Origin of the sequence: Photobacterium lipolyticum (assembly GCF_003026475.1) — a bacterium.
GTDB lineage: Bacteria > Pseudomonadota > Gammaproteobacteria > Enterobacterales > Vibrionaceae > Photobacterium > Photobacterium lipolyticum.
On the sequence record NZ_PYMC01000011.1, the window covers coordinates 132,449 to 155,516 of the forward strand.

At 45.3% G+C, this 23,068-nt stretch carries 17 protein-coding genes and 2 tRNA genes; 13 read left to right on the forward strand and 6 right to left on the reverse strand.

From position 1 onward, the window contains the following. Positions 1-440: 440 nt before the first annotated feature. Positions 441-2,198, reverse strand: a complete 1,758-nt coding sequence (ycaO, locus tag C9I89_RS15625) for a 30S ribosomal protein S12 methylthiotransferase accessory factor YcaO (RefSeq protein WP_107284250.1) — start codon at positions 2,196-2,198, stop codon at positions 441-443. Between the two features lie 232 nt (positions 2,199-2,430). On the opposite strand from ycaO, the gene C9I89_RS15630 reads away from it, so the two are divergent. From C9I89_RS15630 to C9I89_RS15640, 3 genes are all read left to right on the forward strand, one after another. Further along, positions 2,431-3,645, forward strand: a complete 1,215-nt coding sequence (locus tag C9I89_RS15630) for a tetratricopeptide repeat protein (protein ID WP_170107714.1) — start codon at positions 2,431-2,433, stop codon at positions 3,643-3,645. A gap of 300 nt (positions 3,646-3,945) precedes the next feature. Further along, on the forward strand, positions 3,946-5,301 hold the full coding sequence (locus C9I89_RS15635) for a M20 family metallopeptidase (protein ID WP_107284252.1): 1,356 nt from the start codon (positions 3,946-3,948) through the stop codon (positions 5,299-5,301). Beyond that, entirely contained in the window at positions 5,298-6,779 is a 1,482-nt protein-coding gene (locus C9I89_RS15640; protein WP_107284253.1) for a YfcC family protein, read from the forward strand. The genes C9I89_RS15635 and C9I89_RS15640 overlap by 4 nt, the downstream gene beginning before the upstream one ends. Before the next feature lie 292 nt (positions 6,780-7,071). Here C9I89_RS15640 and C9I89_RS15645 read toward each other — a convergent pair whose 3' ends face one another. Beyond that, positions 7,072-8,769, reverse strand: coding sequence for an ABC transporter substrate-binding protein (locus tag C9I89_RS15645; RefSeq protein ID WP_107284254.1), 1,698 nt, complete (start codon positions 8,767-8,769; stop codon positions 7,072-7,074). 303 nt (positions 8,770-9,072) lie between these two features. Here C9I89_RS15645 and C9I89_RS15650 point away from each other — a divergent pair, with 303 nt between their 5' ends. The 4 genes from C9I89_RS15650 to C9I89_RS15665 all read left to right on the forward strand — a co-directional run bounded on the left by C9I89_RS15650 (position 9,073) and on the right by C9I89_RS15665 (position 12,259). After that, entirely contained in the window at positions 9,073-9,864 is a 792-nt protein-coding gene (locus C9I89_RS15650; RefSeq protein WP_107284255.1) for an ABC transporter ATP-binding protein, read from the forward strand. Between the two features lie 87 nt (positions 9,865-9,951). Next, complete coding sequence (locus C9I89_RS15655) at positions 9,952-10,728, forward strand: ABC transporter substrate-binding protein (protein WP_107284256.1); 777 nt, start codon at positions 9,952-9,954, stop codon at positions 10,726-10,728. A gap of 109 nt (positions 10,729-10,837) precedes the next feature. Beyond that, positions 10,838-11,578 (forward strand): ABC transporter permease, encoded by a 741-nt coding sequence (locus tag C9I89_RS15660; protein WP_107284257.1) that lies wholly within the window; start codon positions 10,838-10,840, stop codon positions 11,576-11,578. Between the two features lie 3 nt (positions 11,579-11,581). Further along, positions 11,582-12,259 carry an ABC transporter permease gene (locus tag C9I89_RS15665; protein ID WP_107284258.1) on the forward strand — a complete coding sequence of 226 codons (678 nt, stop codon included), beginning with the start codon at positions 11,582-11,584 and terminating at the stop codon, positions 12,257-12,259. 107 nt (positions 12,260-12,366) lie between these two features. Here C9I89_RS15665 and xthA read toward each other — a convergent pair whose 3' ends face one another. Then, a complete protein-coding gene (gene xthA, locus C9I89_RS15670; RefSeq protein WP_107284259.1) occupies positions 12,367-13,173 on the reverse strand; it encodes an exodeoxyribonuclease III in 807 nt (268 codons plus the stop codon). 156 nt (positions 13,174-13,329) lie between these two features. On the opposite strand from xthA, the gene C9I89_RS15675 reads away from it, so the two are divergent. The 6 genes from C9I89_RS15675 (at position 13,330) to C9I89_RS15700 (ending at position 20,827) form a co-directional block, all read left to right on the forward strand. Continuing rightward, on the forward strand, positions 13,330-14,271 hold the full coding sequence (locus C9I89_RS15675; RefSeq protein ID WP_107284260.1) for a LysR family transcriptional regulator: 942 nt from the start codon (positions 13,330-13,332) through the stop codon (positions 14,269-14,271). A 225-nt stretch (positions 14,272-14,496) separates the two neighbouring features. Further along, positions 14,497-15,567 carry an alanine/ornithine racemase family PLP-dependent enzyme gene (locus tag C9I89_RS15680; RefSeq protein ID WP_107284261.1) on the forward strand — a complete coding sequence of 357 codons (1,071 nt, stop codon included), beginning with the start codon at positions 14,497-14,499 and terminating at the stop codon, positions 15,565-15,567. Positions 15,568-15,611: 44 nt separating this feature from the next. After that, positions 15,612-17,030 (forward strand): YfcC family protein, encoded by a 1,419-nt coding sequence (locus tag C9I89_RS15685; RefSeq protein WP_107284262.1) that lies wholly within the window; start codon positions 15,612-15,614, stop codon positions 17,028-17,030. A 350-nt stretch (positions 17,031-17,380) separates the two neighbouring features. Continuing rightward, positions 17,381-18,343, forward strand: a complete 963-nt coding sequence (locus C9I89_RS15690) for a LysR family transcriptional regulator (RefSeq protein WP_245905502.1) — start codon at positions 17,381-17,383, stop codon at positions 18,341-18,343. 291 nt (positions 18,344-18,634) lie between these two features. After that, positions 18,635-19,693: an alanine racemase gene (locus C9I89_RS15695; RefSeq protein WP_107284264.1), complete on the forward strand. Its 1,059-nt coding sequence runs from the start codon at positions 18,635-18,637 to the stop codon at positions 19,691-19,693. A gap of 168 nt (positions 19,694-19,861) precedes the next feature. Further along, positions 19,862-20,827 (forward strand): glutathione S-transferase family protein, encoded by a 966-nt coding sequence (locus C9I89_RS15700; protein ID WP_107284265.1) that lies wholly within the window; start codon positions 19,862-19,864, stop codon positions 20,825-20,827. Here C9I89_RS15700 and C9I89_RS15705 read toward each other — a convergent pair. The 3 genes from C9I89_RS15705 to C9I89_RS15715 all read right to left on the reverse strand — a co-directional run bounded on the left by C9I89_RS15705 (position 20,824) and on the right by C9I89_RS15715 (position 23,051). Continuing rightward, positions 20,824-22,587, reverse strand: a complete 1,764-nt coding sequence (locus tag C9I89_RS15705) for a response regulator (RefSeq protein WP_245905503.1) — start codon at positions 22,585-22,587, stop codon at positions 20,824-20,826. The two genes, C9I89_RS15700 and C9I89_RS15705, sit on opposite strands and share 4 nt — an antisense overlap. 217 nt (positions 22,588-22,804) lie before the next feature. Then, positions 22,805-22,889 (reverse strand) — tRNA-Tyr (locus C9I89_RS15710). A gap of 77 nt (positions 22,890-22,966) precedes the next feature. After that, positions 22,967-23,051, reverse strand: a tRNA-Tyr gene (locus C9I89_RS15715). Positions 23,052-23,068 lie beyond the last annotated feature (17 nt).

The window sequence follows — 23,068 nt, forward strand, 5'->3', positions numbered from 1 at the left end:
CTTCAGGCTCGAGCTATTTATTAGTGTAATATTATTTCACCAAATTTTGCTAAATTCTACAGCTTGGTCTCTTTAATGCAATTGATCTCGATCACTACGCTTAAAAAAATGTAGGAAAATCACTAAAAAAAATTGAGCGGAAATAGCGGTTATTATGATTAATGAAAGAATCCGTATCACAAAAATAAATATGTGAATGAGTTCATAGTTGATGGTTTTTTATTTAAGTGTTTATTTTATAATAACTTACGCCTTGTATCTCGTAATTTTCGGGTTACAGGTTTCCTGATACCAAAGGTGACAGGGGGAGTACAAAGTTTGAACGCCACGTTAGGAGGGTAGAACCAGAAAGAGGAATACCAGCAAAAGTTTGCTGGCATTGACATTGCTGGTTGGAATTAGCCCTTTGCTAACATAAATGTAATAAAATTACCGAATGTTCATTTTTTTGCGACTTGAAGTTTATGGTATGACGCCAGCAGCTGTTGATGTGCCGGGAATTGACTCATGGTCAAATCACCAGCCGTTAGACCATAAAAGCGTACCGTGCCTTCAATTGAGCCCCAAACAGCGGCCACAGTCTCTGCCCCATACTTGCGTTCGAATTCAGCCTTAACTTGTGCCGGATCTCGGTCTTCATCGAGTGCCAGCTTTAAGCTCGCAATAACACAGTGGAAGAACTGTGTTCGTGCCGGGCTGTAGGTTGATACGTTATAATCAATACACCAAGCGGCGATTTCTAAGGCCAATTCCAGATCACCGCCAGCGAGTGCCAATAGGCATTTCAGCTCACCAATTCGCAATGTCTGCCACGCTTCACCGGTTTGAGATACCAAACCAATAATCTCATGGAGAAGGACGGTATCATCGAAGCCTTCTTCGTCAAGAATCGCGTACATTTCAGCGTATTGCTCGCCTTCCCAATCCACACTTGGTAAAGCCAGAAGAGTCTCGCGTAACTCCAGCGCGATATTGTTGTTACTTTCGATCAGTACCTCGATAGGGTAAATTTCAGACCAGCCAGGAACGATAATACGACAGCAATCCACGCCCAGATGGTCGTAATCTGCAATATAAACGTCAGCTCTGTCTTCAGTTAACATCCCCATCAGATGAGCAAACTCTTCTTCCGAGCTACCCGTGAAGTTCCAGTCTGAAAATGCATTATCAGCATCGGCTTTAAACAGATCGCAAGAAACCATCGCTGTTGAATAACTAACAAGTGTAGCTTGATTATGGTGAATGGCGACTTCTTCAGTGTTGACACCAGGCTGTGGAACGGCCCCCGCATCGTTTGTTAGAGCAAAGGTTAGGGCTCGGTGCTGCAGTAATTCTGTCACCGCTCGTTCAAGGGCAACGTCAAAGCGAGGGTGGGCGCCAAAAGCGGTCAGGCACAGATCATTGCCGGGGATTGATAGCATCGCGCAAAGAACGGGGTATTTACCGCCGAGCGATGCGTCATAACAAACAACGGGGAAGCCTTTCGCAGATAATGTATCAATCGTCTCTTTGATGGCCGGAAAGCGATCCATCACGTCAGTAGGAATCTCAGGCAGGCTGATACCTTCGGCCATAATGCGGTTTTTGAGCCTGCGCGCAAATATTTCAGACAGGCATTGGCTACGCGCTTCGGTTTTAGTATTGCCTGCTGCTATACCGTTAGACTGGTACAGATTACCGATGATGTTCACCGGAATATAGACGGTTTCGTTATCGGTCTGACGCTCGAAGGGCAGGCTGCAAACCCCACGTGCCATATTACTTGACTGAAGATCAATCAGATCTGTGCCTAGCAGCTCCAGGGTTGGATCGTAAAACTGCGTTAAGCGCTCATCTAAAATACCTTCAGGCGGCAGGTTATCTTCATCAATATCAAACCACTTTTCATTGGGGAAATGAACAAATTCACTCACCGCAATGCCCTGGCCCAGATAGTAATCGGCATAGAAATCGTTGGTAGAGAGGCGCTCGAAAAATTTCCCCAGAGCCGATGCCAGTGCTGCTTTTTCCGTTGTGCCCTTACCGTAGGTGACGTTCATCGGAGCATCGACGTCACGGATTTGTACTGACCAGACGTTAGGTGCAGGGTTTAGCCAGAAGGCCTCTTCGATGTTGAAACCCAAATTATTTAATTGAGTCTGGTAACGTTCAATCGATTCTTCAAGCGCGGCTTCTTTACCCGGGATAAATGTTTGCATTATACGTCTCATCAGTAAAAGCTTTCCTCAGTATTGAGTGGCGCAAAGTATATACCCAAACCAACCGGGCGTCAGAAAGCTTAATGCAATGAGGTGGCCATCCAGTGTTAGAATCAGAGAGTTAATGGATTTGGTATGAAGTAGGGATCAAAGGTAAGTGATGAATGGTAAAGGCAAATCATTTCCACATAAGGGAATCGAATTATCTCCGCTGGGTAGGGTAAAAACGGTCATGAGTCGGTTTTTTATCGAGAGCCTGAAGCTGGGTGGTTTAATCAGCGTTGTTATGCTATCCAGTTTCAGGCTTCATGCCGAAGTCTCTGCCGAGGTGTATCAGGCGCTGACAAAAAGTGAACGCTATTTGCAGCGCAACCAGCTCGCCCTTGCGCTGAACATCCTGAATCAGCTCCAGCCCGGATCTGCCAGAGGCTATACAAACGAAGACAAGGCAAATATAGCCCGCATGAAGGGGATCATTTATCAGAATCAGCATCAGCCCAAACTGGCTTATGCTGCCTACCATCAAGCCTTATCCCTTAACGTGTTTCAAGGTGATGACCAGCTTATTCTCAGGCGGGCATTAGGCGGTCTGGCGTTGCAACAGGGTAAAAACCGCGAAGCCTATCACCATTATCAGGCCTATTTAGATGAATACCCTGATCATGCCCCGACGTTAGCGAATCAGGCTCAGGTGTTGTTATTGCTTGATCAACCAGAGCAAGCACTGGCACTTGCTGAGAAGGTGAATAGCAACAGTGATCTGCAGTCGAGGTTAACAGCCGGACAGGTGAAGCTGCGGGCTCAATACCAGTTACAGCGCTATTTAGACGTCGTTACCAGCAGTCAATATCTTCTCGCTCATTTTGACGCGCAGCCGGATTGGTGGTTATTACAGGCTGAGGCCTATCACCAGCTCGGGCAAAATCTGCGTGCCGGGCAGATCTTAGCGCAAGGCATTAAGCAAGGGGATGTGTCTCCGGCAGAAAGCTATCCGACGGCCGCGCGGTTTCTGGCTACGTCCGGTGATCCGCTGCAGGCCGCAGAATTATTGGAGAAAGCCATCACCCGGCAGCAGCTTACTGACAGTATTGCCTTACAGCGCCAGCGTTTGAATTATTACCTCCAGGCCGGGCTGTGGAATAAAGCCGAAGCGATGCTGAATCGTATTCAGGCAACAACACCTTCAGCCGATCTGGCTAAAATTCAGCTCGGAGTGTATGAGCAACAGCATCGATGGCTTGATGTTATACCGTTAGCTGAGCAATTAATTGATCAGGGAGGTGGCCAGCAACCATCACTCTGGCGCTCTCTGGGGATTGCGGCAATGAAATCGCAGCAGCTAACGCTGGCCGAATATGCATTTACTCGTTTAGCGAAGCTGGCACCGGACAGCGATGCGAAAGGTTGGCTGACGGTGATTGAATTACAGAAAACAAACTCGGAATAGTCATACACAATAGCGGCATAAACAATCTATATTGAGCGGCTGTTTTCTTCTTTTTTGTGTTAACCGAATAACTTGCCATATACCAATAAAGAGAATGCTGGCTTTTTGACTTACATCCCATCTTGATCCTGAATCGAGTGAAAGTTGTCACAGTTCATGATGTTAGTCTGTAGCAGAATTCACCAGTGCAAGGAAAAAATGCTTAATATTTATGCCGATAATTAAAAAACCTTTGTTATTTTAACCTGCATGGTTGTTGGTGAGCAGGCTGAAATTCAGAAGGAAGCAAAGAGGGATACGATGAAAGCAACAGTAGCATCTTATATTGACGGTATCCGCGATGAGTATATTGCCGCGGTGAAACGTCTGGTGGCAATACCGAGCGTCTATCAGGATGATAATAGCGGAAAACCATTTGGTCAGCCTATTGATGACTGCCTGACCGAAACACTGGCACTTTGCCAGGAGTTAGGCTTTACCGTCTATCAGGATCCGGACGGTTACTACGGTTATGCCGAAGTCGGACAAGGTGAGCAGATGATCGGCATATTAGGTCATCTGGATGTGGTTCCGGTTGGCGACCTATCGACTTGGGAATCAGCTCCTTTTGAGCCGGAAATCAGAGACGGGCGTTTATATGGTCGCGGAACGCAGGACGATAAAGGGCCGACACTCGCGGCGTTGTTTGCTGTAAAAGCCTTGCAGGAAAGTGGCGTTGAGTTCAGTAAACGCATCCGCTTTATTTTCGGAACCGATGAAGAGACATTGTGGCGCTGTATCGACCGTTACCTTGAGAAAGAAGAAACCCCTCAGTGCGGTTTCACGCCTGACTCTGTCTTTCCTTTAATTCATGCCGAAAAAATGCTGATCCAGTCCTGGTTACATGGAGCAGGCTCGCCTGATGTGGAATTAGATTGCGGTGGCGCATTAAATGCGGTGCCCGAGCTGGCTAAATACCAGGGGCCTTTGTGGGAGGAATTAGCCTTCGCTCTGGATGAGCTGGGTTTTGATTTTCACTGCGAAGATGGCGAAATAACCGTTATGGGTAAAGCGGCGCATTCGGCTTCTGCTGACGTAAAAGGGGTCAATGCGATTGCCCGTTTGTGTCTGGCTTTGCAGAAAATCGGTGTGATGCACCCAATGGTACGCTTTGTTGCTGAGCAAGTCGGCCAGGATGCCAACGCGACGGAAATATTTGGTCCGGTTGAAGATGTCAGCGGGCGGCTGACGTTCAATGTGGCGCAATTATACATTGATACCCAGACCAGTAAGCTCGGTATTGATATTCGGGTGCCGGTTACTTTTAGCAAAGATGACTATGACAACGATATTCAGGCCGTAGCGGAACAATATGGCTTGAAATACGAAGAATTTGATGTGTTGCCTTCTCTGTATATGCCGGCAGACAGTCCGGTAATTAAAACCTTGATGGCTGCATATCAGGAAGTGAGTGGCGATCTGGAAAGCCAACCAATGACCTCCGGCGGGGCGACGTACGCCCGCGCTATACCAAACTGTGTGGCTTATGGGGCGATATTTCCGGGACGTGACAAAGTGGAACACATGCCCAATGAATATTTGATTATTGATGACATGCTTAAATCGATGAATGTGTATGCAAATGCGATTTATCAATTGCAGGGAGTAAAATTATGACCACCGCAACGGAAGCTGGAAAAATGAAAAAATCATTCAAAATGCCCACGGTTTATACCATCCTGTTTATCATTATCGCGCTGGTTGCGTTACTGACCTGGATAATGCCGTCGGGTAAGTACGACTATATTGTCAATGGGACCGATCAGGTGATCCCGGCGGCTGAAGTGCTTGCTTACGACGGGGGCGAACGTTTGTTACCGATCCCGGGCAGTTACACTGAATTGGAATCGTCACCGCAAGGGGTGATTGATGTCTTGATGGCACCGATCAAAGGCTTCCATAAAGCGGTGGACGTCGCGTTATTTGTCCTGGTGATAGGTGGCTTCTTAGCGGTTACCATGCGAACGGGAGCGATGGATTCGGGAGTGGCGGCGATTGTCCGTAAATTCCGTGGCCGTGAGCAAATGATGATCCCGGTATTGATCACTCTGTTCGCCATCGGTGGTTCCACGTATGGTATGGCAGAAGAAACCGTGGCTTTCTGGGCGGTGATCTTACCGGTAATGGCCGTTGCGGGTTATGACCGTATGGTGGCTGCCGGCATTATTTTGCTAGGCTCTGGGGTCGGGGTGCTCGCTTCGACGGTTAATCCGTTCGCAACGGGTATCGCATCCGGTTTTGCTGATTTGCCTATCGGTGAGGGTATTGGCCTGCGTCTGATCCAACTCGTTATCTTGATCGCAATGGCTTCCTGGTATGTGATGCGTTATGCCGCCAAGGTAAAAGCAGACAAATCCAATTCAGTGCTGAGTGATATTGAATTTGATGATGAATTTTCTCATATAAAAGATGACAACGGCGAGTTCACCACCAAGCAGAAGCTGACCATGTCAGTGTTCTTTGGCGCATTCCTGGTGATGATTTACGGCGTGATCCCATGGGAAGATATGGGCATTACCGCGTTTCCGACCTTATGGTGGTGGTTTGATGAACTGTCGACGCTGTTCTTAGCCTCCGCTATTTTGATAGCGCTGATCAACCGTATGTCAGAAGGCGAGTTCATTAAAACCTTCCTCGAAGGGGCCAAAGATCTGATCGGTGTGGCACTGGTTGTCGCGGTTGCCCGTGGTATTTACGTGGTGATGGATAACGGTGTGATCATCGATACCATTCTCAACTGGGCTGAAGGCATGGTTACCGGGTTATCGTCCGGCGTTTTTGTTGTCGTGACCTATCTGGTTCACATCGTACTGAGCTTCTTTATCCCATCAACCTCAGGCCTGGCGACGGTATCTATGCCGCTAATGGCACCGCTGGCGGATTTCTCTGGTATTGGCCGTGATTTAATTATCACTGCGTATCAGTCTGCAAGTGGCTGGATCAATATTTTTGCGCCGACAGCAGGTCACCTGGTGGCTGGTCTGGCACTGGCGAAGATCCCTTATGAGCGTTTCCTTAAGTGGGTAATGCCATTTGTGATCATGGTGCTGGTGGTGACGATAATTACTCTGTTCGCAGGCGCTGCGATGGTTTAATTCTCGGGACGAGAATCTAGAAACGAGTATCTAGAAACGAGTATCTAGAAACGAGTATCTAGAAACGAGTATCTAGAGCCTAGTATCGAGTATCGAGTACCGAGAAAGAGCGAATCAAGGCGAGTGTTGATTATTGATCTCACTCGCCTTTTCTATATTCTCGAACCTCGAACCTCGAACCTCGAACCTCGAACCTCGAACCGAGTATCGAGAAAGAGCGAATCAAGGCGAGTGTTGATCATTGATCTCACTCGCTTTTTCTATATTCTCGCATCTCGCATCTCGCATCTCGTTATTCTTTCGGTCTCAGCGCCAGCACATGCAGCAGCCGTTCCGGAGTTTGCGGCCATACCAGCGGGTTGGCTTTGGGGTTGTTTTCATTAAACCAGCCGGTAAACCGCTGGGTGTTGTACTGATAAAACTGGACTGTATTGTACAGCGGTACCGTGATCTGCTGGCTGGCTACAATGTAATTGAGTTCGTGAAGAATGGCTAAACGTTTGTTGGCTGAGGAGGCCATAGGAAACTGAGCCAATAAAGCATCAATCCGATCATTGCGATAGAAATGCATCGCATAGCGCGGATATTGCGGAGCCTGGTAAGCGCTGTTAAATGCCATGTCAAAATATTTAAACGGCGTCGGTCCCTGGGGATAATTGGTCAGTGCCGTGACGTAATCGCCAGCAGTCAGTCTTTCGATAAATTCACTGTAGTTGACCTCTATTGGGCGTATTTTAATGCCTATTTCCTGCATCATTTCAGTCAACAGTAGGGCTGTTATATTAAAATCAGACCAACCGCGCGGAGTCAGGATGGTTAACTCTAACGGTTCTCCGGATGGTTGGTCTCGCCATTGATCGCCATTTTTATCTGTGACATCAATATAAGTCAGCCAATCTTCGGCCAGTTCGGGATTAAAGCTCATATATGGCAAGTATTTCTCTGTCACCACCGGATCGGCCCATCGGCTGAAACGCTGACTCATCCCTGATGCGAAACGCGATGGTTCGCCCTGACCAAATGCAGCGATATCGATTAAGCGCTGACGGCGAACAGCCATCGAGATTGCACGACGGAATTCAACTTTTGATATCACCGCTCTGAGTCCCGGATCGGCGGCTTTGAAATTAAACATCAGGCTGATGGTGCTGGCTGGAGGCAACCAGTATTTAAAATCTGGCGAGTAGGAGGCGTAATGGCGTTCTATATCTGGAATGAAAGAACCTGCCCAGTCGAATTCACCTTTGGCAATACGGGCAATAAAATCATCATTATTGGTGACTTTGGGGTAGCGTAAACAATCAATTTTTCTCTCATCAGCCTGCCAGTAGAAAGGGTTCTGGCACTGAAGATAGCCGTTTTCATCCATGTCCTCAATTTGGGTGAACGGACCGGTACCAATAGGGCTGGCATTGGCGAAATGGATCGGATCTGACACATTCTGCCACTGGTGTTTTGGTACGATAGGCAATAGCACTAAGGTATAGGCTGCGAGTGCATTTGGCTTATTAAGCTTAAAATAGACTTCTGTCGGACTACGCTTTTGTACCGCCCCCAGCCATTGATTAATGCCATGTGAGTCAAGTTCCGGGTGTGTTTTTGCCAGAAAAAAAGAAAACACCACATCATCGGCAGTGAATGGTTTTCCATCTGACCAGGTCACTCCCTCTCTTAGGCGAAAGCTGATCCCGCTTAAATCATCATCAAGTTGGTAACTAGTTGCAAGCCGGTATTCTGGTTGATTGTTCTGCAGTGAGTTAAATACAACTAAGGGCTCAAAAATGAATTCATGCGTGGTTGGCATGCTGGCTTTCGAGTAAGGGTTAAAATTCGCAATAATCTGATCTTTATACTCTGGAACCAAAGTGAGAATAGTGCGATTTTTTTCGATATTCTGAACAGCGAGCAGATCCGATGAAAACAGAGAGCCAGTCAGGGCTAACAGACAGCACACAATACGCCAGCTCAGTTGAAGTGAGACTCGAAACATAGACCAATCCGGTTATAGCTTACCGCAAGATAAAAGAAGACGATTTCATCGCGCTAACCTACAGCATGTAAATCTTATTGGCAAATCGCTAAATTACTGTATTAGTTGCGTAAGAATTCACTTTGCCCGACTATTTATGCTGCTCGCATCAGGTTAACAAAATGTTGCCAATCGTGTGTCGTGGTGATACCTTCGATGAATAGCTTGTAAAGTAGCTAAAAATTTTGTGAGTAATATCAGGCTGAGCCCATCATTAATCAGGTTGGTATTTTCTCCGTTTTATGGAGCAACAGGAGTTAGCGCATGGCTGGAGTAGTGGCCCTTGAGAACAATACCGTGGCGCTTGAAGTAAAGGACCTACATAAATCTTTTGGTCAAAACGAGGTCCTGAAAGGGGTTTCTCTGACCGCTCACCGTGGTGACGTCGTCTCTATTATCGGTTCTTCCGGTTCAGGTAAGAGTACTTTTCTTCGGTGTATCAATCTGCTTGAAACCCCAACCCAAGGTGAAATCTGGGTGAATGGCGAACTTATCAAAATGAAAAACAATCGCCGTGGCGAGTTTCTGCCGGTAGATGAAAAGCAAGTACAGCGTATTCGTTCGCGGCTGGCGATGGTATTTCAGGGCTTCAATTTATGGTCGCACATGACGGTGCTAGGCAATGTTATTGAAGCGCCTGTTCATGTCTTAGGTGTACCTAAAGCGGAAGCTATCGAAAAAGCGGAAGAGATCTTAAAGAAAGTTGGTCTTTATGACCGCCGTCACTACTATCCGGGGCACCTTTCTGGTGGTCAGCAGCAACGAGCAGCGATTGCCAGAGCGTTAGCGGTCGATCCTGAAGTCATGTTATTTGATGAGCCGACCTCAGCCCTTGATCCTGAATTAGTGGGTGAAGTGTTAGGTGTTATGCAGGATCTGGCCCTTGAAGGACGGACCATGCTAGTGGTTACCCATGAGATGGCATTTGCCCGAGATGTCTCTAACCATGTGATGTTCTTACATCAAGGCCTGGTGGAAGAGCAGGGCCACCCTGAAAAACTATTCACCAATCCCGAGTCGGAACGACTAAAACAATTTATCTCGTCAATCTATTAAAGTGAGATGTCGAATAACGATAATGATTGAATGGCCGTCTGAGTTTATTTGGAAACGTACGGCAGTAAACACAACAGGAGAAGCAAGATGAAAAAATGGATTTTAGCTGCTGCAATGGTGTCAGCGTTGAGTGCAGCATCGGTTCAGGCGAAAGAGTGGAAAGAGGTGCGTTTCGGTATTGAAGGCGCATATCCCCCCTTTAGCTGGACTGAGCCGAGCGGCGAGCTGAAAGGTTTCGATGTCGATATGGCTAATGCACTGTGTAAAGAGCTGCAAACGAAATGCAAAATTGTTGCGCAAGACTGGGACGGCATCATCCCATCTCTGCTGGCACGTAAATACGATGCCATTATCGCGGCAATGTCGATCACCGACGAACGTAAGAAGAAAGTCGATTTTACGGGCAAATATGCGCTGATCCCAAACAAGTTTGTGGCCAAGAAAGGCACCAAACTTGACTTTACCAAAGACGGTCTTAAAGGGGTGAAAGTCGGTGTTCAGCGTGCAACCACTCATGACAAATACCTGACCGATAACTACGGTGATTCTGTCAGCATTGTTCGCTATGGTTCATTTGATGATGCTTACCTGGATCTGAAAGCTGGCCGTATCGCGACCGTTCTCGGTGATGCGTCAGCACTGGAAGAAGGTCTGATTAATAAAGCGGGTGGTGACGCTTATGAATTTATCGGCCCGTCTTTAACGGATCCGCAATGGTTCGGTGACGGTTTCGGCATTGCTCTTCGTAAACAAGATAAAGATTTGACCGCGAAGCTGGATGTTGCAATTAAATCTTTGCGTGAGAAAGGCATTTACCAAGAGATTGCCGCAAAATACTTCGCTTACGATGTGTACGGTCAGTAAAACCTCATAGGGACGAGTTTCGAGAGGCGAGTATCGCAAGCGGTGGCTCTGGTTACTTGCTACTCGCCCCTAATTACTTTCCCCTTTGCAGTTTAAAGGAGTCCTCCCTTTGTTGGATTTAAAAGGATATGAATGGTCATTGGCAGAAGGGGCGTGGGTAACCTTACAGGTTGCGCTAATGTCTCTTTTCCTCGCAATGATCCTGGGTATGCTTGGCGCATTGGCTAAAGTTTCCCCTTATCGCTGGGCAAGGGCGATTGCCACGTTTTATACCACCGTGATCCGCGGTATTCCTGATTTAGTCTTAATGATGCTGATTTTCTTCGGTGGGCAGATGCTGCTCAACGACAGCTTGTATCGTGCTAATGAATGGCTGAATGAGTATTTTAGCGCTGGAGAACCGGGTCATGAGTGGACCGCTTATCTGCCGGACTACATTGAAATTAGCCCATTTGTAGCGGGTGTGTTGACCATCGGATTTATCTTTGGTGCCTATATGGCTGAAACCTTCCGTGGTGCGATCCTTGCGGTTGATAAAGGCGAGCTGGAAGCGGCAAAGGCCTATGGCATGAGTGGCTTTTTAACGTTTCGCCGCGTGTTGCTGCCGCAGATGATCCGCCATGCGCTGCCAGGGTTTGGTAATAACTGGCTGGTGTTATTAAAAACAACCGCCCTAGTGTCAATTATTGGCTTAGATGACATGGTGCGTAAAGGGTCGCTGGCTGCCGGTACTACCCAAATGCCGTTCACTTTTTACATGACAATAGCGGTTATCTTCCTGCTCTTTACGTCCTTGTCGACCTCTGTGCTTAAGTGGGCTGAGCGTAAATCCAGTATTCATACGAGGTAAGTGATGGATTTCTCAATTTTTACAGAAAGCTGGCAACTCTACCTTGATGGCTTCATTACCACAGTATGGATGGTATTTGTTTCGTTGCTGATCGGCCTGTTTATTTCTATTCCCGTTGGTATCGCGCGTAACAGTAAAAATCCGCTACTTTCGTTACCGGCCTGGGCATACATTTATTTCTTTCGTGGAACACCGCTTCTGATTCAGTTGTATTTGATTTACTACGGTCTGAGCCAGTTGATTAATGTGCAGGATACCCTGTGGCAAGAAGCTTGGTTCTGTGCGTTAGTTGCCTTTATTTTGAATACCGCAGCGTACACCGCAGAAATAGTACGCGGTGCGATCAATAGTATGCCGAAAGGAGAAATTGAAGCTGCGAAAGCGTATGGCATGAGTATCCCGCTGGCATTTCGCCGAGTGATCCTGCCAAGTGCACTGCGCCGTGCTTTACCTGCCTACAGTAATGAAGTGATTTTTATGGTTCACGGCTCGGCTGTCGCCGGCATCGTCACGATCGTCGATCTGACTGGTGCCGCACGTATCGTCAATTCCCGTTACTATGCGCCATTCGAATCATTCCTGTTTGCCGGTATGTGCTACATGGTTTTGACATTCCTGATCATCTGGGGATTCAGAAAACTGGAAGGGCACTGGTTAAAGCATTTAAGGCCGTTGGCGTAATCCAGTATCGAGTAGCGAGGATCTAGTAGCGAGTAACGAAGATCTAGTATCTAGAACCTCGTATCTCGTACCTCGTCTCTCGCACCTCGAATCTAGTACCTCGTTCCTTACTTAAAGCTTGACCAGATCGGCGCGTGATCAGACGGCTTTTCAATGCCTCGCAGCTCATAATCGATGCCCGCTTCTATGCAGCGCTCTGCCAGCGAAGGGGTGGCCAGTACCACATCAATACGCAGGCCGCGGTTGTCGACAAACCCTTTGGAGCGGTAATCAAACCACGAGTACTGATCATCTACATCAGGGTGCAGCTGTCGGAAGGTATCAACAAACCCCCAGTCGAGCAGGGTTTTCAGCCATTCACGCTCAATCGGCTGGAATGAGCATTTACCGGTTTTCAGCCAGCGCTTGGCATTAACCGGGCCGATACCAATATCGAGATCGATAGGGCTGATGTTGATATCACCCATTACGACTAATTCTTCTTCATTCGTATGATGGGTGTTGAGGTAATTCATTAAATCGGCATAGAATTTTGCTTTTGCCGGGAACTTGGTTTCATGGCTGATGTTGTCACCCTGCGGGAAATAGCCATTTAAGACGGTGACTTTTTTACCATCCTCCTGCTCGAAGGTCGCCATGATCATGCGGCGCTGGGCATCCTCATCATCCGTCGGGAAGCCTTTTTGCACTTCAACAGGTTCTTGCTTGCATAATAAGGCAACCCCGTAGTGAGCTTTTTGACCGTGGTGATAAACCTTGTAACCCATAGCTTCGACATCAGCGAGGGGAAAGGCTTCATCGTGAACTTTGATTTCTTGCAAGCCGATCACATCCGGCTGATGCTTATCGATAAGGGCTTGTAGCTGATGAAGGCGAGCACGAAGACCGTTGATGTTGAAGGAGATGACTTTCATTCTATTATTCCAATTATTATCAGTCGTTAACGGATGATAATATTACCGGGGGAACAAAAGAACAATGGTATTGTCACGGGTTGGTCTCATTTTTTATTGTGTAGTTAATTTATACTCCATTGTGAGATACGTTCAATTAAATATAACTATACTATTATGAATAAAATTAATAATCTGGATATTCGTTTACTTAGGCTTTTTATTATTATTGTTGAAAGTGGCGGCTTTTCATCCGCTCAGTTCAAATTAAATATGCATCAATCAACAATTAGTACAAAAATGGGAGATTTGGAAATACGGTTAGGCATGAAGTTATGTCAACGTGGTCGAGGTGGTTTTAAACTTACCGCTGAGGGGGTTAAAGTCTATGAAATTAGTAAAAAACTGTTTGAGCAAATGGAAATATTCAATCAGCAGATTGATGAAATAAAAAATATTACCAGGGGCAACATAAAAATAGCATTAACTGATAATTTAGCAACCAACCCAACATGCCGTATACAATCAGCGATAAGGCATTTCTGTAGCCATCACCCACATGTTAATATCGAGACGATTGTTTCAGACTCATATAATATCGAGATGTTGTTGTTAGAGAATAAGGTTGATATGGGTATAACATCCTCAGAAATTAACAAGGCAGGGTTAGAATACAGCTACCTTTTCAATGAGCATCAATCATTATATTGCTTGCCATCACATCCAATATTATTACAAAGAAGTATTAAAATAGATGACATTGCATCCAATCCTGTTGTTGAGCGCGGTGTCTCACATAACATTACCCCATTAAGCCATAGAGATGACGTTGTTAAAACAGCAAATACGACTAACATGGAAGCAACGGCTCACTTAATTTTATCTGGTCACTTTATCGGTTATTTACCTGATCACTATGCCGCAATTTGGAGTAACAGGGGGGAGATGGTAAAAATACCAGTACCCGAAGAACTTGAATATTACACAGATTTTTATCTGACGTTGAATAATAAAAACACGCTTTCCATCTCGGCTAAGAATCTGGTGAAAGAGATTTTTGATGCTCATGGTTTGCATTCAGAGAATGGGTTAGAGTTAGACACTGAAGCTGTAAATTAAACGGTAAAAAAGCCTATAGTCAAAATAGGCTTTTCTTCGTGTTGTGATAATTGTCATTGTTCTGACGACCTCTTGAAATATTATTCGTTATAATTGTATTTTATTTCCATGAAAATGTTACTTTGTGGTTTTCGGATGTATACATTTTAAACTTGCTATTTAACCTCTTAGCTTTCTGTATATAAATAAGTGTTACTTAAAACACGATTTAATCAGGGGTTAATAATGTTTAAATACCCGTGTTTATCCATAGATCTGACCGTAATAGAAAGCAATACACGTAACTTAATTCAGCTATGTAAGGAAAGGGGGGTTGATCCTGTAGGGATCACGAAGTTGACTTGTGGAGCGCCAGAGGTAGCGCAAGCGATGATTGCTGGTGGTATCAGTATTATTGGCGACTCTCGAATTGAAAACTTAAAGAAACAAAAAAACATCCCAATAAAAAAAATGTTACTTCGCCTTCCTGCGATTAGCGAAGCCCGGGAAGTTGTGCGCTATGCTGATATCTCTCTTAACTCAGAGCAAAATACGCTTCAAGCGCTATCGGATATAGCCGTTGAAGAGAATAAAATACATGAAATTATCATTATGCATGATCTTGGTGATTTACGGGAAGGCTGCTTCAATAAGGAAGACACGTTTCAGTTAGCCCGTAAGGTATTGTCACTACCGGGTCTTAAATTAACCGGTATTGGATCAAACCTGGCATGTTATGGTGGCGTTGAACCGACCAATAAAAATCAAAACGACTTGATCCATATTGCTGAAGACATTGAGAAAGATCTGAATATTAAATTCTCAGTTATTTCAGGAGCAAGTTCATCAGGACTCTTTCTTCTTGCGGCAGGAGAATTACCAGCAAGAATCAATCAGCTGCGTTTAGGTGCCTCACTTATTATGGGGATTGGCTTAAATGATGACCCCATACCTGAAACATCACAACAGGCAATGAAGCTTCAGGTTGAAGTTATAGAAATAAAAGAAAAGCCATCAGTACCGATAAACTCTACAGCCCTGGATGCTTTTGGTAATAAGCCCGTATTCGTTGACCGAGGAGACAGGAAACGAGCAATTTGTGCGATAGGAAAGCAAGATATCGATATATCGGAAATTACCCCCGATGATGAAGATATTATTGTTATCGGCGGGAGCAGCGATCATTTGATCCTTGATATATCCGATTCAAAAGAAAACCATAATGTGGGGGGTATTATCTCGTTCTCTCTGTCATACGGTGGAGTGCTGCAATGTATGACGTCAGAATTTGTTCATAAGAATTACATCTGTAAATAACTAAATAATAAATTTATCTGTATGGATATTTTGAGGGAATTCGCATGATAAAAATAAGAAAGTTTCCAAATGCATTTACCATCCTATTTATGTTGATCGGTACATTCGCTGTACTTACTCATATTTTACCGGCTGGTCAATATCAACGATTATTTAACGAGAGTCTAGGCCGGGATGTGCCTATACCGGGTTCTTACGCTCATATTGATGCATCGCCACAGGGGGCATTCGATACCCTGATGGCACCTATATCCGGCTTCTATGATCCCGCCACCAATATTATCGGGGCGATGGACGTGAGTCTGTTTGTATTAATGGTGGGTGGTTTTCTTGGTGTGATCACTAAAACGGGGGCAATCGATACGGGGATCACGCGTATTATGATGCGCCTGAAGGGGAGGGAGATCATTATGATCCCGATCCTGATGACCTTGTTTGCCCTTGGCGGGACAACCTATGGGATGGCAGAAGAAACACTGGCTTTCTATGGTTTGTTGATCCCGATTTTTATCGCGGCGGGGTTTGATGCCCTGGTGGCTGTGGCAGTGATCTTTGTCGGCTCTGGTATCGGTACTCTGGGCTCGACTATTAATCCTTTTGGTAATGTGATTGCGTCCAATGCTGGCGGCGTTGACTTCCTGGATGGATTTGGTATTCGCCTGGGTATCCTTATTATTGCGTTGGTTATTGGCTGCCTGTACGTGATTCGCTATGCCAAAATGGTAAAGAAGGATCCGCAGAAGTCACTGGTTGCTAACATGCACCAGAAAAACATCGATCACTTCCTTAGCCATAATACGGATAATCAGGATGATGTTAACCTGACGGCGACCCAGAAATGTGTCCTGACACTGTTTGCTATGACCTTTGTGATCATGATCTGGGGTGTTTCTTCACTGGGTTGGTGGATGGCTGAAATGAGTACGCTGTTCATCTTCATGGGGATCCTGTGTGGCATGATAGCTCGCCTGAGTGAAGATGATTTGATCAACTCCTTTGTTGCGGGTGCGGCAGATTTAATCGGCGTGGCGCTTATTGTCGGTGTTGCCCGTGGAATCGTGGTGGTTATGGAAGCCGGTAATATTACTGACACCATTCTTTACTATGCCGAAGGGCTGGTGGCTGATAAAAGCTCTATCCTGTTTATCAATGTGGTGTATTGGATAGAGATGCTGTTGGCTTTTGTCGTTTCATCAACGTCAGGTCTTGCTGTCATGAGTATGCCGGTACTGGCACCGCTGGCTGATTTTGCCAATACCGGGCGTGAGCTTGTGGTAACCGCCTTTATGTGTGGTATCGGTACGGTGTTATTTGTGACTCCAACCTATGGGGTATTGATGGGCGGGCTGGCTATTGGCCGGGTGTCATACATTGCATGGCTGAAATTTATTGGCCCACTGGTCGCGTTCTTTATTGTGCTGAATACTCTTATGTTATCTCTGGGAGCTGGCGTGCTGGGCTAAGCATTTTACAAAAAGATGAAAGCAATTTAATACCACCGAGCAATTATTTGGCCTGTTAGCAAGAATTAATAGCATAAGATAATTATACGGGTTGGTAGAAGCCAAAGAAGCGAGATGCAAGGTTCTTGTTTCAGGAAAATCTGTCTATTCAAAAAGCGCTGAGATGAGATCATTCATCTGGGCGCTTTTTATTGCCGCTCAGAGCGAAGCGTCATCCACTTTAGTATTTCTTCTGGGTGATCGTATAACGTGCAAGTCTGTGTCTGTAACTTCAACAATCAGAAAGCATTTTGGTCTGGCTGGGGTGTTTTTTGGAATGAGTGTCACATTTATGGTGTGATTGGATATATATGTATGATAGGTTGAAAGATTGTCATTTGATATACCTAATAAAAATGAAGCCAATCGATAATCTTGATATCCGCCTATTAAAGCTCTTTCATATTATTGCTGATAGCGGCGGTTTTTCTGCAGCCCAAGACCAATTAAATATGCATCAATCTAGCATAAGTAAAAAAATGGGGGATTTGGAAACTCGATTAGGCTTGACATTATGCCAACGTGGGAGAAGTGGGTTTAAATTAACCAAAGATGGGTTGCAGGTTTATGAAACAAGTAAAAAATTGTTTAATCATATCTCTGACTTTCAAGTTAAAATTGATGAAATTTGTAATGTCTCTAATGGAAGTATCAATCTTGGTTTTACGGATAACTTAGCAACTAACAAAAATTGTCGGATTCAAACAGCGATTAATACCTTTTGTAATACGCATTCAAAGGTTAATATTAATACCAAGATCTGCGACTCAGCTTTGATTGAAAAAAGCTTACTTGAGCATAAACTTGATGTTGGTATAACTTCACCTGAAGTACTTAAAAGCGGCCTTAAATATTTATATATTTTTAATGAACAACAGCAATTATACTGTTCACCATTACATCCAATATTGGCGTTAAACCGAGAAGTCACAGTAGAAGATATTCTGGCACACCCTGTTGTTGAGCGTGGGCTGAACCATTATGTTACTCCACTTAGCGATGCCGGTGATCATCTGTATAAGTCTACGACGACTAATATGGAGGCCACGGCTCATATGATTCTGTCCGGTTATTTTATTGGCTATCTTCCTGAGCACTATGCACAGATATGGATTGATCGTGGTGAGATGGTGAGAATTCCGGCTATTCATAGCTTGGAATATACCCCTCGATTTTATCTGACTGTTAATGAGAAAAACGATCTATCGTATGCTGCGAAAGCGCTAGTCACAGCAATATTAGATGCGCATGAAGTAAATACTAATTTCGAGTGAGGGCATTTATTAAGAAGAACGAACTGGTAAATTTGTTCTTCTTAGTAAAATAGCGGTACTCAATAGATTGCTTATTGTGTTAATATAAGTCATATGTACTTTGTGTAGATGTAAAGAATAATCACAACATTGTATGTGTTATGCGTTAATCCTATCAGCTGGTTTATTAAACGCTATTTGTTTACTTTATTAAATAGCAAAGTAAACATCATAAAGTTACTATTTAATAGTTGAAATAAATCTATATAACTACCGCTTCTTTTGATTGTGGTCATTTATAGGTTAGCCCATATGTCATATCCCTCTTTATCGATCAACCTTCGAATAATCGAAAATAATACCCGTGAGCTGGTTCGTCTTTATTGTGATAAAGGGGTAATACCTATTGGGCTCTCCAAGCTGGTAGATGGTTCGGAACCGATTGTTCGTGCGATGATACTTGGCGGTATCCAAACTATCGGGGATACGCAAATTCAAAACCTGATGAAGTTAAAAGATCTTCCGATCCGGAAAATGCTGCTACGACGGCCGTTGCTCTCGGAGGTAGATCATCTGGTACACCATGCTGATATTTCTCTTCACTGCGAGCGTACGGTACTAGAGGCGCTGTCTCTGGCAGCCGTTAAGGCGAATAAGCGGCATGAGGTTATTATCTTGCATGATCTGGGCGAAGATACGCTTGATGACTCAGAAACTGAGAGCCTTGCGCAGTTGGTGCTGATGCTTCCCGGATTGACCTTCATTGGTATTGGCAGCCATTTGGGATGTTACCATGAGGTTGAATCCATGACCGACAGTGGCACTCTGCCAGTGCATCACGAAGAGCATGCTGAATGGGCGAGTTGTCGCAATTTAGATGCTATTTCGGACGCTGGCGTAGCAGGTATTGTCTTGATGATGCCAAGAGAAGGCACACCGAGGTTCAACCAATTACGTCTAGGGGCGTCGTTGATCATGGGGGAGGGATTAAATGATGAGCCTGTCACCGATATCTCGCAAGCACCGATCTATTTACAGGCTGAAGTGATTGAAATTAAAAAAAAGTCTTCAATTTATCTTCATTCTCTTGAGTTAGATACTCTAGACGATGAATTCTATTTCGCTGATCGTGGTGCAAGGTTAAGAGCCCTATGTGCGATCGGTAAACAAGATGTCGATATTCGGCAGTTGACGCCGGTTGATGATGGGATCACCATTGTCGGTAGTAGCCATAATTTCCTAATACTTGATATCACTGATGCGACTTCTTGTTATCAGGTTGGAGATGCGCTTAGTTTTTATCTTACATACGGCGGTGTATTACAATGTATAACATCGGAGTATGTCCATAAACGCTACAGTTTTGCATAACGGCGATATTGATTCTAACCATTGATGGTCTTTAACGTTCAGCGGCAGCGAGTGTGCCGTCAGCTTATTCAAAAATTTCGACTATCACCATCAATCCATTCCCGCCGATCTTGCCGATAAATCCACATATACTCTAATCACGGTTGAGAATTTGTTAAGGGTTTGGGCATGGGGAAGTTAATTGACGGTGTATGGCATGATGTTTGGTACGAAACCAAATCTAATGACGGCAATTTTGTGCGAGAAGATGCGGGCTTTCGTCATTGGCTGACCAATGATGGTGAACAGGGACCGGAAGGACAGCAGGGCTTTAAAGCGGGATCAGGCCGTTACCACCTCTATGTATCACTGGCTTGTCCCTGGGCCCATCGAACCCTAATTTTCCGGCAGTTGAAAGGCCTGGCCCCTCATATCGATGTGACGGTTGTCAGCCCTGACATGCAGGAAAATGGCTGGACGTTCATCCCCCCTGAGCCTTTATACGGCTTTCGGTTTCTGCACCAGTTGTACACCAAAGCCAAACCGGACTACACCGGGCGAGTCACAGTACCTGTACTGTGGGATAAACAGACCCAGACAATTGTCAGCAATGAATCATCAGAAATTATTCGCATGTTTAATACGGCGTTTAATGATCTGACCGGAAACCATGCCGATTACTACCCGCAAGCACTTAAGACCGGGATTGATCAGTGGAATGACTATATTTATCCGGCTATCAATAACGGCGTTTATCGTTGTGGCTTTGCGACCACACAAGAAGCCTATGAAGCCGCTTTCAGCGATTTGTTTGCGGCGTTGGATAAGGTAGACGCGCACCTTGCAACCAGCCGCTATTTAGTCGGCGAGCAGATCACCGAAGCAGATTGGCGTTTATTTACAACCCTGATACGTTTTGATGCCGTCTATGTCGGGCATTTCAAATGTAACCTGAAGCGCATCGCTGATTACACGAATATTCAGGGCTACCTTAAAGAGCTGTATCAATTTGCGAATGTCGCTGAAACGGTCGATTTCAACCATATCAAACGCCATTACTATTTCAGCCATCAGATGATAAATCCAACGGGAATCGTCCCTGTCGGTCCAGAACTGGATTTCGATAGTCCTCATGGCCGTGACCATCGCAACTAAGCCGCAGTGTGCTCGTCGACGTTCTCGGTCAGCATACTCGCCAACAGCTGGTATTTCTGATGGCGCTGCAACTGTGACGTGACTGTATTTTTCTGTTGCGGATGAGCATACCGGGTTGCCAGCTGTTCAAATAGACTGGCGCGCCATAGTTCAAGCTTTTCTGGCAGCGGCATGATACTCACGGCCTGAATACTCTGCTTAATGTTGTCCTCATCGAGTCGATTAAGCTGATACAGGCATTGCAGTCGTCCAAGATGGGCCTCACTACAGTAAGGATAACGGATCAGGATATCATCGTAACGTAGCAAGGCGTTCTGAGTATGACGGGTCTGCATGCCGTTATTCAGGTCTTCATTGGCCAGGGCTAATTCTCTGACTAAAGCCTGAACACCGTTAATTAACGGCGTATTTTGCCTTAGTGCGTAGAGACGGTTCTGGCTATGGCCGTCAAAACGATCTCTGAGTTTTAATACGTTATCAATCTCAGCAATTATTTGGGTTTCTCCGAGCACGATGAGTGGAGGCAGCGCTTCAGCCAGAATCACGGAAGGTAGCTTTGTGATGGTATAAAAGTAGCTGGATAACCCGACCATCAGGCGACGTTTGGCTTTTAGTGATTGCTGCTGGGCTAGCGAGAATCGCCCTAGGGTAATATGGCCAAAAGTGGTTAAAAAAGGTTGCTGTTTGGGTAGTAAACGGTTGTAAGCGCGTTGATGAATGGCTTTTAATTGTTGAAGCAGTTGTCTTTGTATTTTACTGGAAGTCTGGGCAAAGAAGTGCTGCTCAAATATGGCGGTAAATTCGGCGAAACAGATGATCCAGTTGACATCAATAATCGGAAGATGGGTAGCTAGGGTTTTTCCTGATTCAATTAAATGGTCGGTCTTACCGAGATCAGCGGCCAGCTGGGCAACCTGCAGAGCTCGGTGGCTGACGCTCGGGGTGAATTTTAACGCACGTTCAGCCGTTTCCAACGCATCATAATACTGTTTGTTTTCTTGCTGATAATTGGACAGGCGATCGTAGGCTTCTACACACAGAGGCGCACTCACAATTAATTGTTCCAGAATTGCAATGGCCTGAGCAATATTGCCGTCATGATGTGCAATCTGTGCTTCAGTGATGGTGATTTTGTGGGTTGGGTTTTGGGAGTGAAGCAGTTGGGTGAAGCGTTTAGCCTGCTCCCAGTCTCCTTGCTCTATCAGTAAATCAAGCAATAAGGCTTCAATCTTATGGTTATGCCCATTCTGCCGTAGAAGCTGTTTACATAACTGAATGGCTTGCGGAATATCGTGGCATGCCATCGCCTGATATATCGACTGACGCTGGGCGCAGTCGACACACACTTGAGTGATTTTTTTGGCGAGTCCTGCCATGGTAATGGGCTTGGTGATAAAGCAGTCAGGCTCGATGGTCATCGTCGTTAAGATCACCTCGATTGAATGATCGCCTGAAATCATGATGATGCCGCAGTCAGGAGCAAGTAACTTCTTTTTGCGGAGTAACGTGGCCAGTTCGCTACCATTTAAGGCGTGGTCTAAGTGAAAATCTATCAATAGCAACTGATAGTGGTTACTCATGCAATAGCGAATGGCTTCTTCATAAGTATTAGCAATATTAATGAGATGGATATTTAAATTACCAAGCAGGCTCTTTAGTAGTGTCGAAGCTGACTTCTGATCATCAACGATCAGTACTTTTAGTTTTGTCCATTCAATGAACTGAGAGAGATTTGATTGATCATTCTTTTTCAGCATCATGCATCCTTGCTGCTTTTTATGCGCCCATTTGTTATGCGCTCATTTGCATTGTAATTCCTTTTAGCCATATTTGCTTATTGTAGTTGTGAAAAAGTCGTTTGTGGGGGAATTGACTCAGATAAAAGGGGAAGGGAATGGTTGAAGCTCAGGAATAAATTCGAGTGTCTAGTAACGAGAATACGAAAAAGCCAGCTGCTTGCGCAACTGGCTTGAATGATGGTGGAGGGGGAAGGATTCGAACCTTCGAAGGCGGAGCCGTCAGATTTACAGTCTGATCCCTTTGGCCACTCGGGAACCCCTCCACGGGGTGTATCTAATTGTTCGGCTTCTTTAGGCCGGAAAAACGTAATCTGTGGCAAGCTTACATTCTTCGAAATAATGGTGGAGGGGGAAGGATTCGAACCTTCGAAGGCGGAGCCGTCAGATTTACAGTCTGATCCCTTTGGCCACTCGGGAACCCCTCCACGGGGTGTATCTAATT

What these genes read in the sequence shown, in the direction of transcription:
- ycaO (WP_107284250.1), bottom strand. Translation starts at nt 2,198, where the DNA reads ATGCAAACATTTATCCCGGGTAAAGAAGCCGCGCTTGAAGAATCGATT.
- C9I89_RS15675 (WP_107284260.1), top strand. Translation starts at nt 13,330, where the DNA reads ATGAATAAAATTAATAATCTGGATATTCGTTTACTTAGGCTTTTTATT.
- C9I89_RS15695 (WP_107284264.1), top strand. Translation starts at nt 18,635, where the DNA reads ATGTCATATCCCTCTTTATCGATCAACCTTCGAATAATCGAAAATAAT.
- C9I89_RS15650 (WP_107284255.1), top strand. Translation starts at nt 9,073, where the DNA reads ATGGCTGGAGTAGTGGCCCTTGAGAACAATACCGTGGCGCTTGAAGTA.
- C9I89_RS15680 (WP_107284261.1), top strand. Translation starts at nt 14,497, where the DNA reads ATGTTTAAATACCCGTGTTTATCCATAGATCTGACCGTAATAGAAAGC.
- C9I89_RS15700 (WP_107284265.1), top strand. Translation starts at nt 19,862, where the DNA reads ATGGGGAAGTTAATTGACGGTGTATGGCATGATGTTTGGTACGAAACC.
- C9I89_RS15705 (WP_245905503.1), bottom strand. Translation starts at nt 22,587, where the DNA reads ATGATGCTGAAAAAGAATGATCAATCAAATCTCTCTCAGTTCATTGAA.
- xthA (WP_107284259.1), bottom strand. Translation starts at nt 13,173, where the DNA reads ATGAAAGTCATCTCCTTCAACATCAACGGTCTTCGTGCTCGCCTTCAT.
- C9I89_RS15630 (WP_170107714.1), top strand. Translation starts at nt 2,431, where the DNA reads ATGAGTCGGTTTTTTATCGAGAGCCTGAAGCTGGGTGGTTTAATCAGC.
- C9I89_RS15655 (WP_107284256.1), top strand. Translation starts at nt 9,952, where the DNA reads ATGAAAAAATGGATTTTAGCTGCTGCAATGGTGTCAGCGTTGAGTGCA.
- C9I89_RS15635 (WP_107284252.1), top strand. Translation starts at nt 3,946, where the DNA reads ATGAAAGCAACAGTAGCATCTTATATTGACGGTATCCGCGATGAGTAT.
- C9I89_RS15690 (WP_245905502.1), top strand. Translation starts at nt 17,381, where the DNA reads ATGTATGATAGGTTGAAAGATTGTCATTTGATATACCTAATAAAAATG.
- C9I89_RS15665 (WP_107284258.1), top strand. Translation starts at nt 11,582, where the DNA reads ATGGATTTCTCAATTTTTACAGAAAGCTGGCAACTCTACCTTGATGGC.
- C9I89_RS15640 (WP_107284253.1), top strand. Translation starts at nt 5,298, where the DNA reads ATGACCACCGCAACGGAAGCTGGAAAAATGAAAAAATCATTCAAAATG.
- C9I89_RS15645 (WP_107284254.1), bottom strand. Translation starts at nt 8,769, where the DNA reads ATGTTTCGAGTCTCACTTCAACTGAGCTGGCGTATTGTGTGCTGTCTG.
- C9I89_RS15685 (WP_107284262.1), top strand. Translation starts at nt 15,612, where the DNA reads ATGATAAAAATAAGAAAGTTTCCAAATGCATTTACCATCCTATTTATG.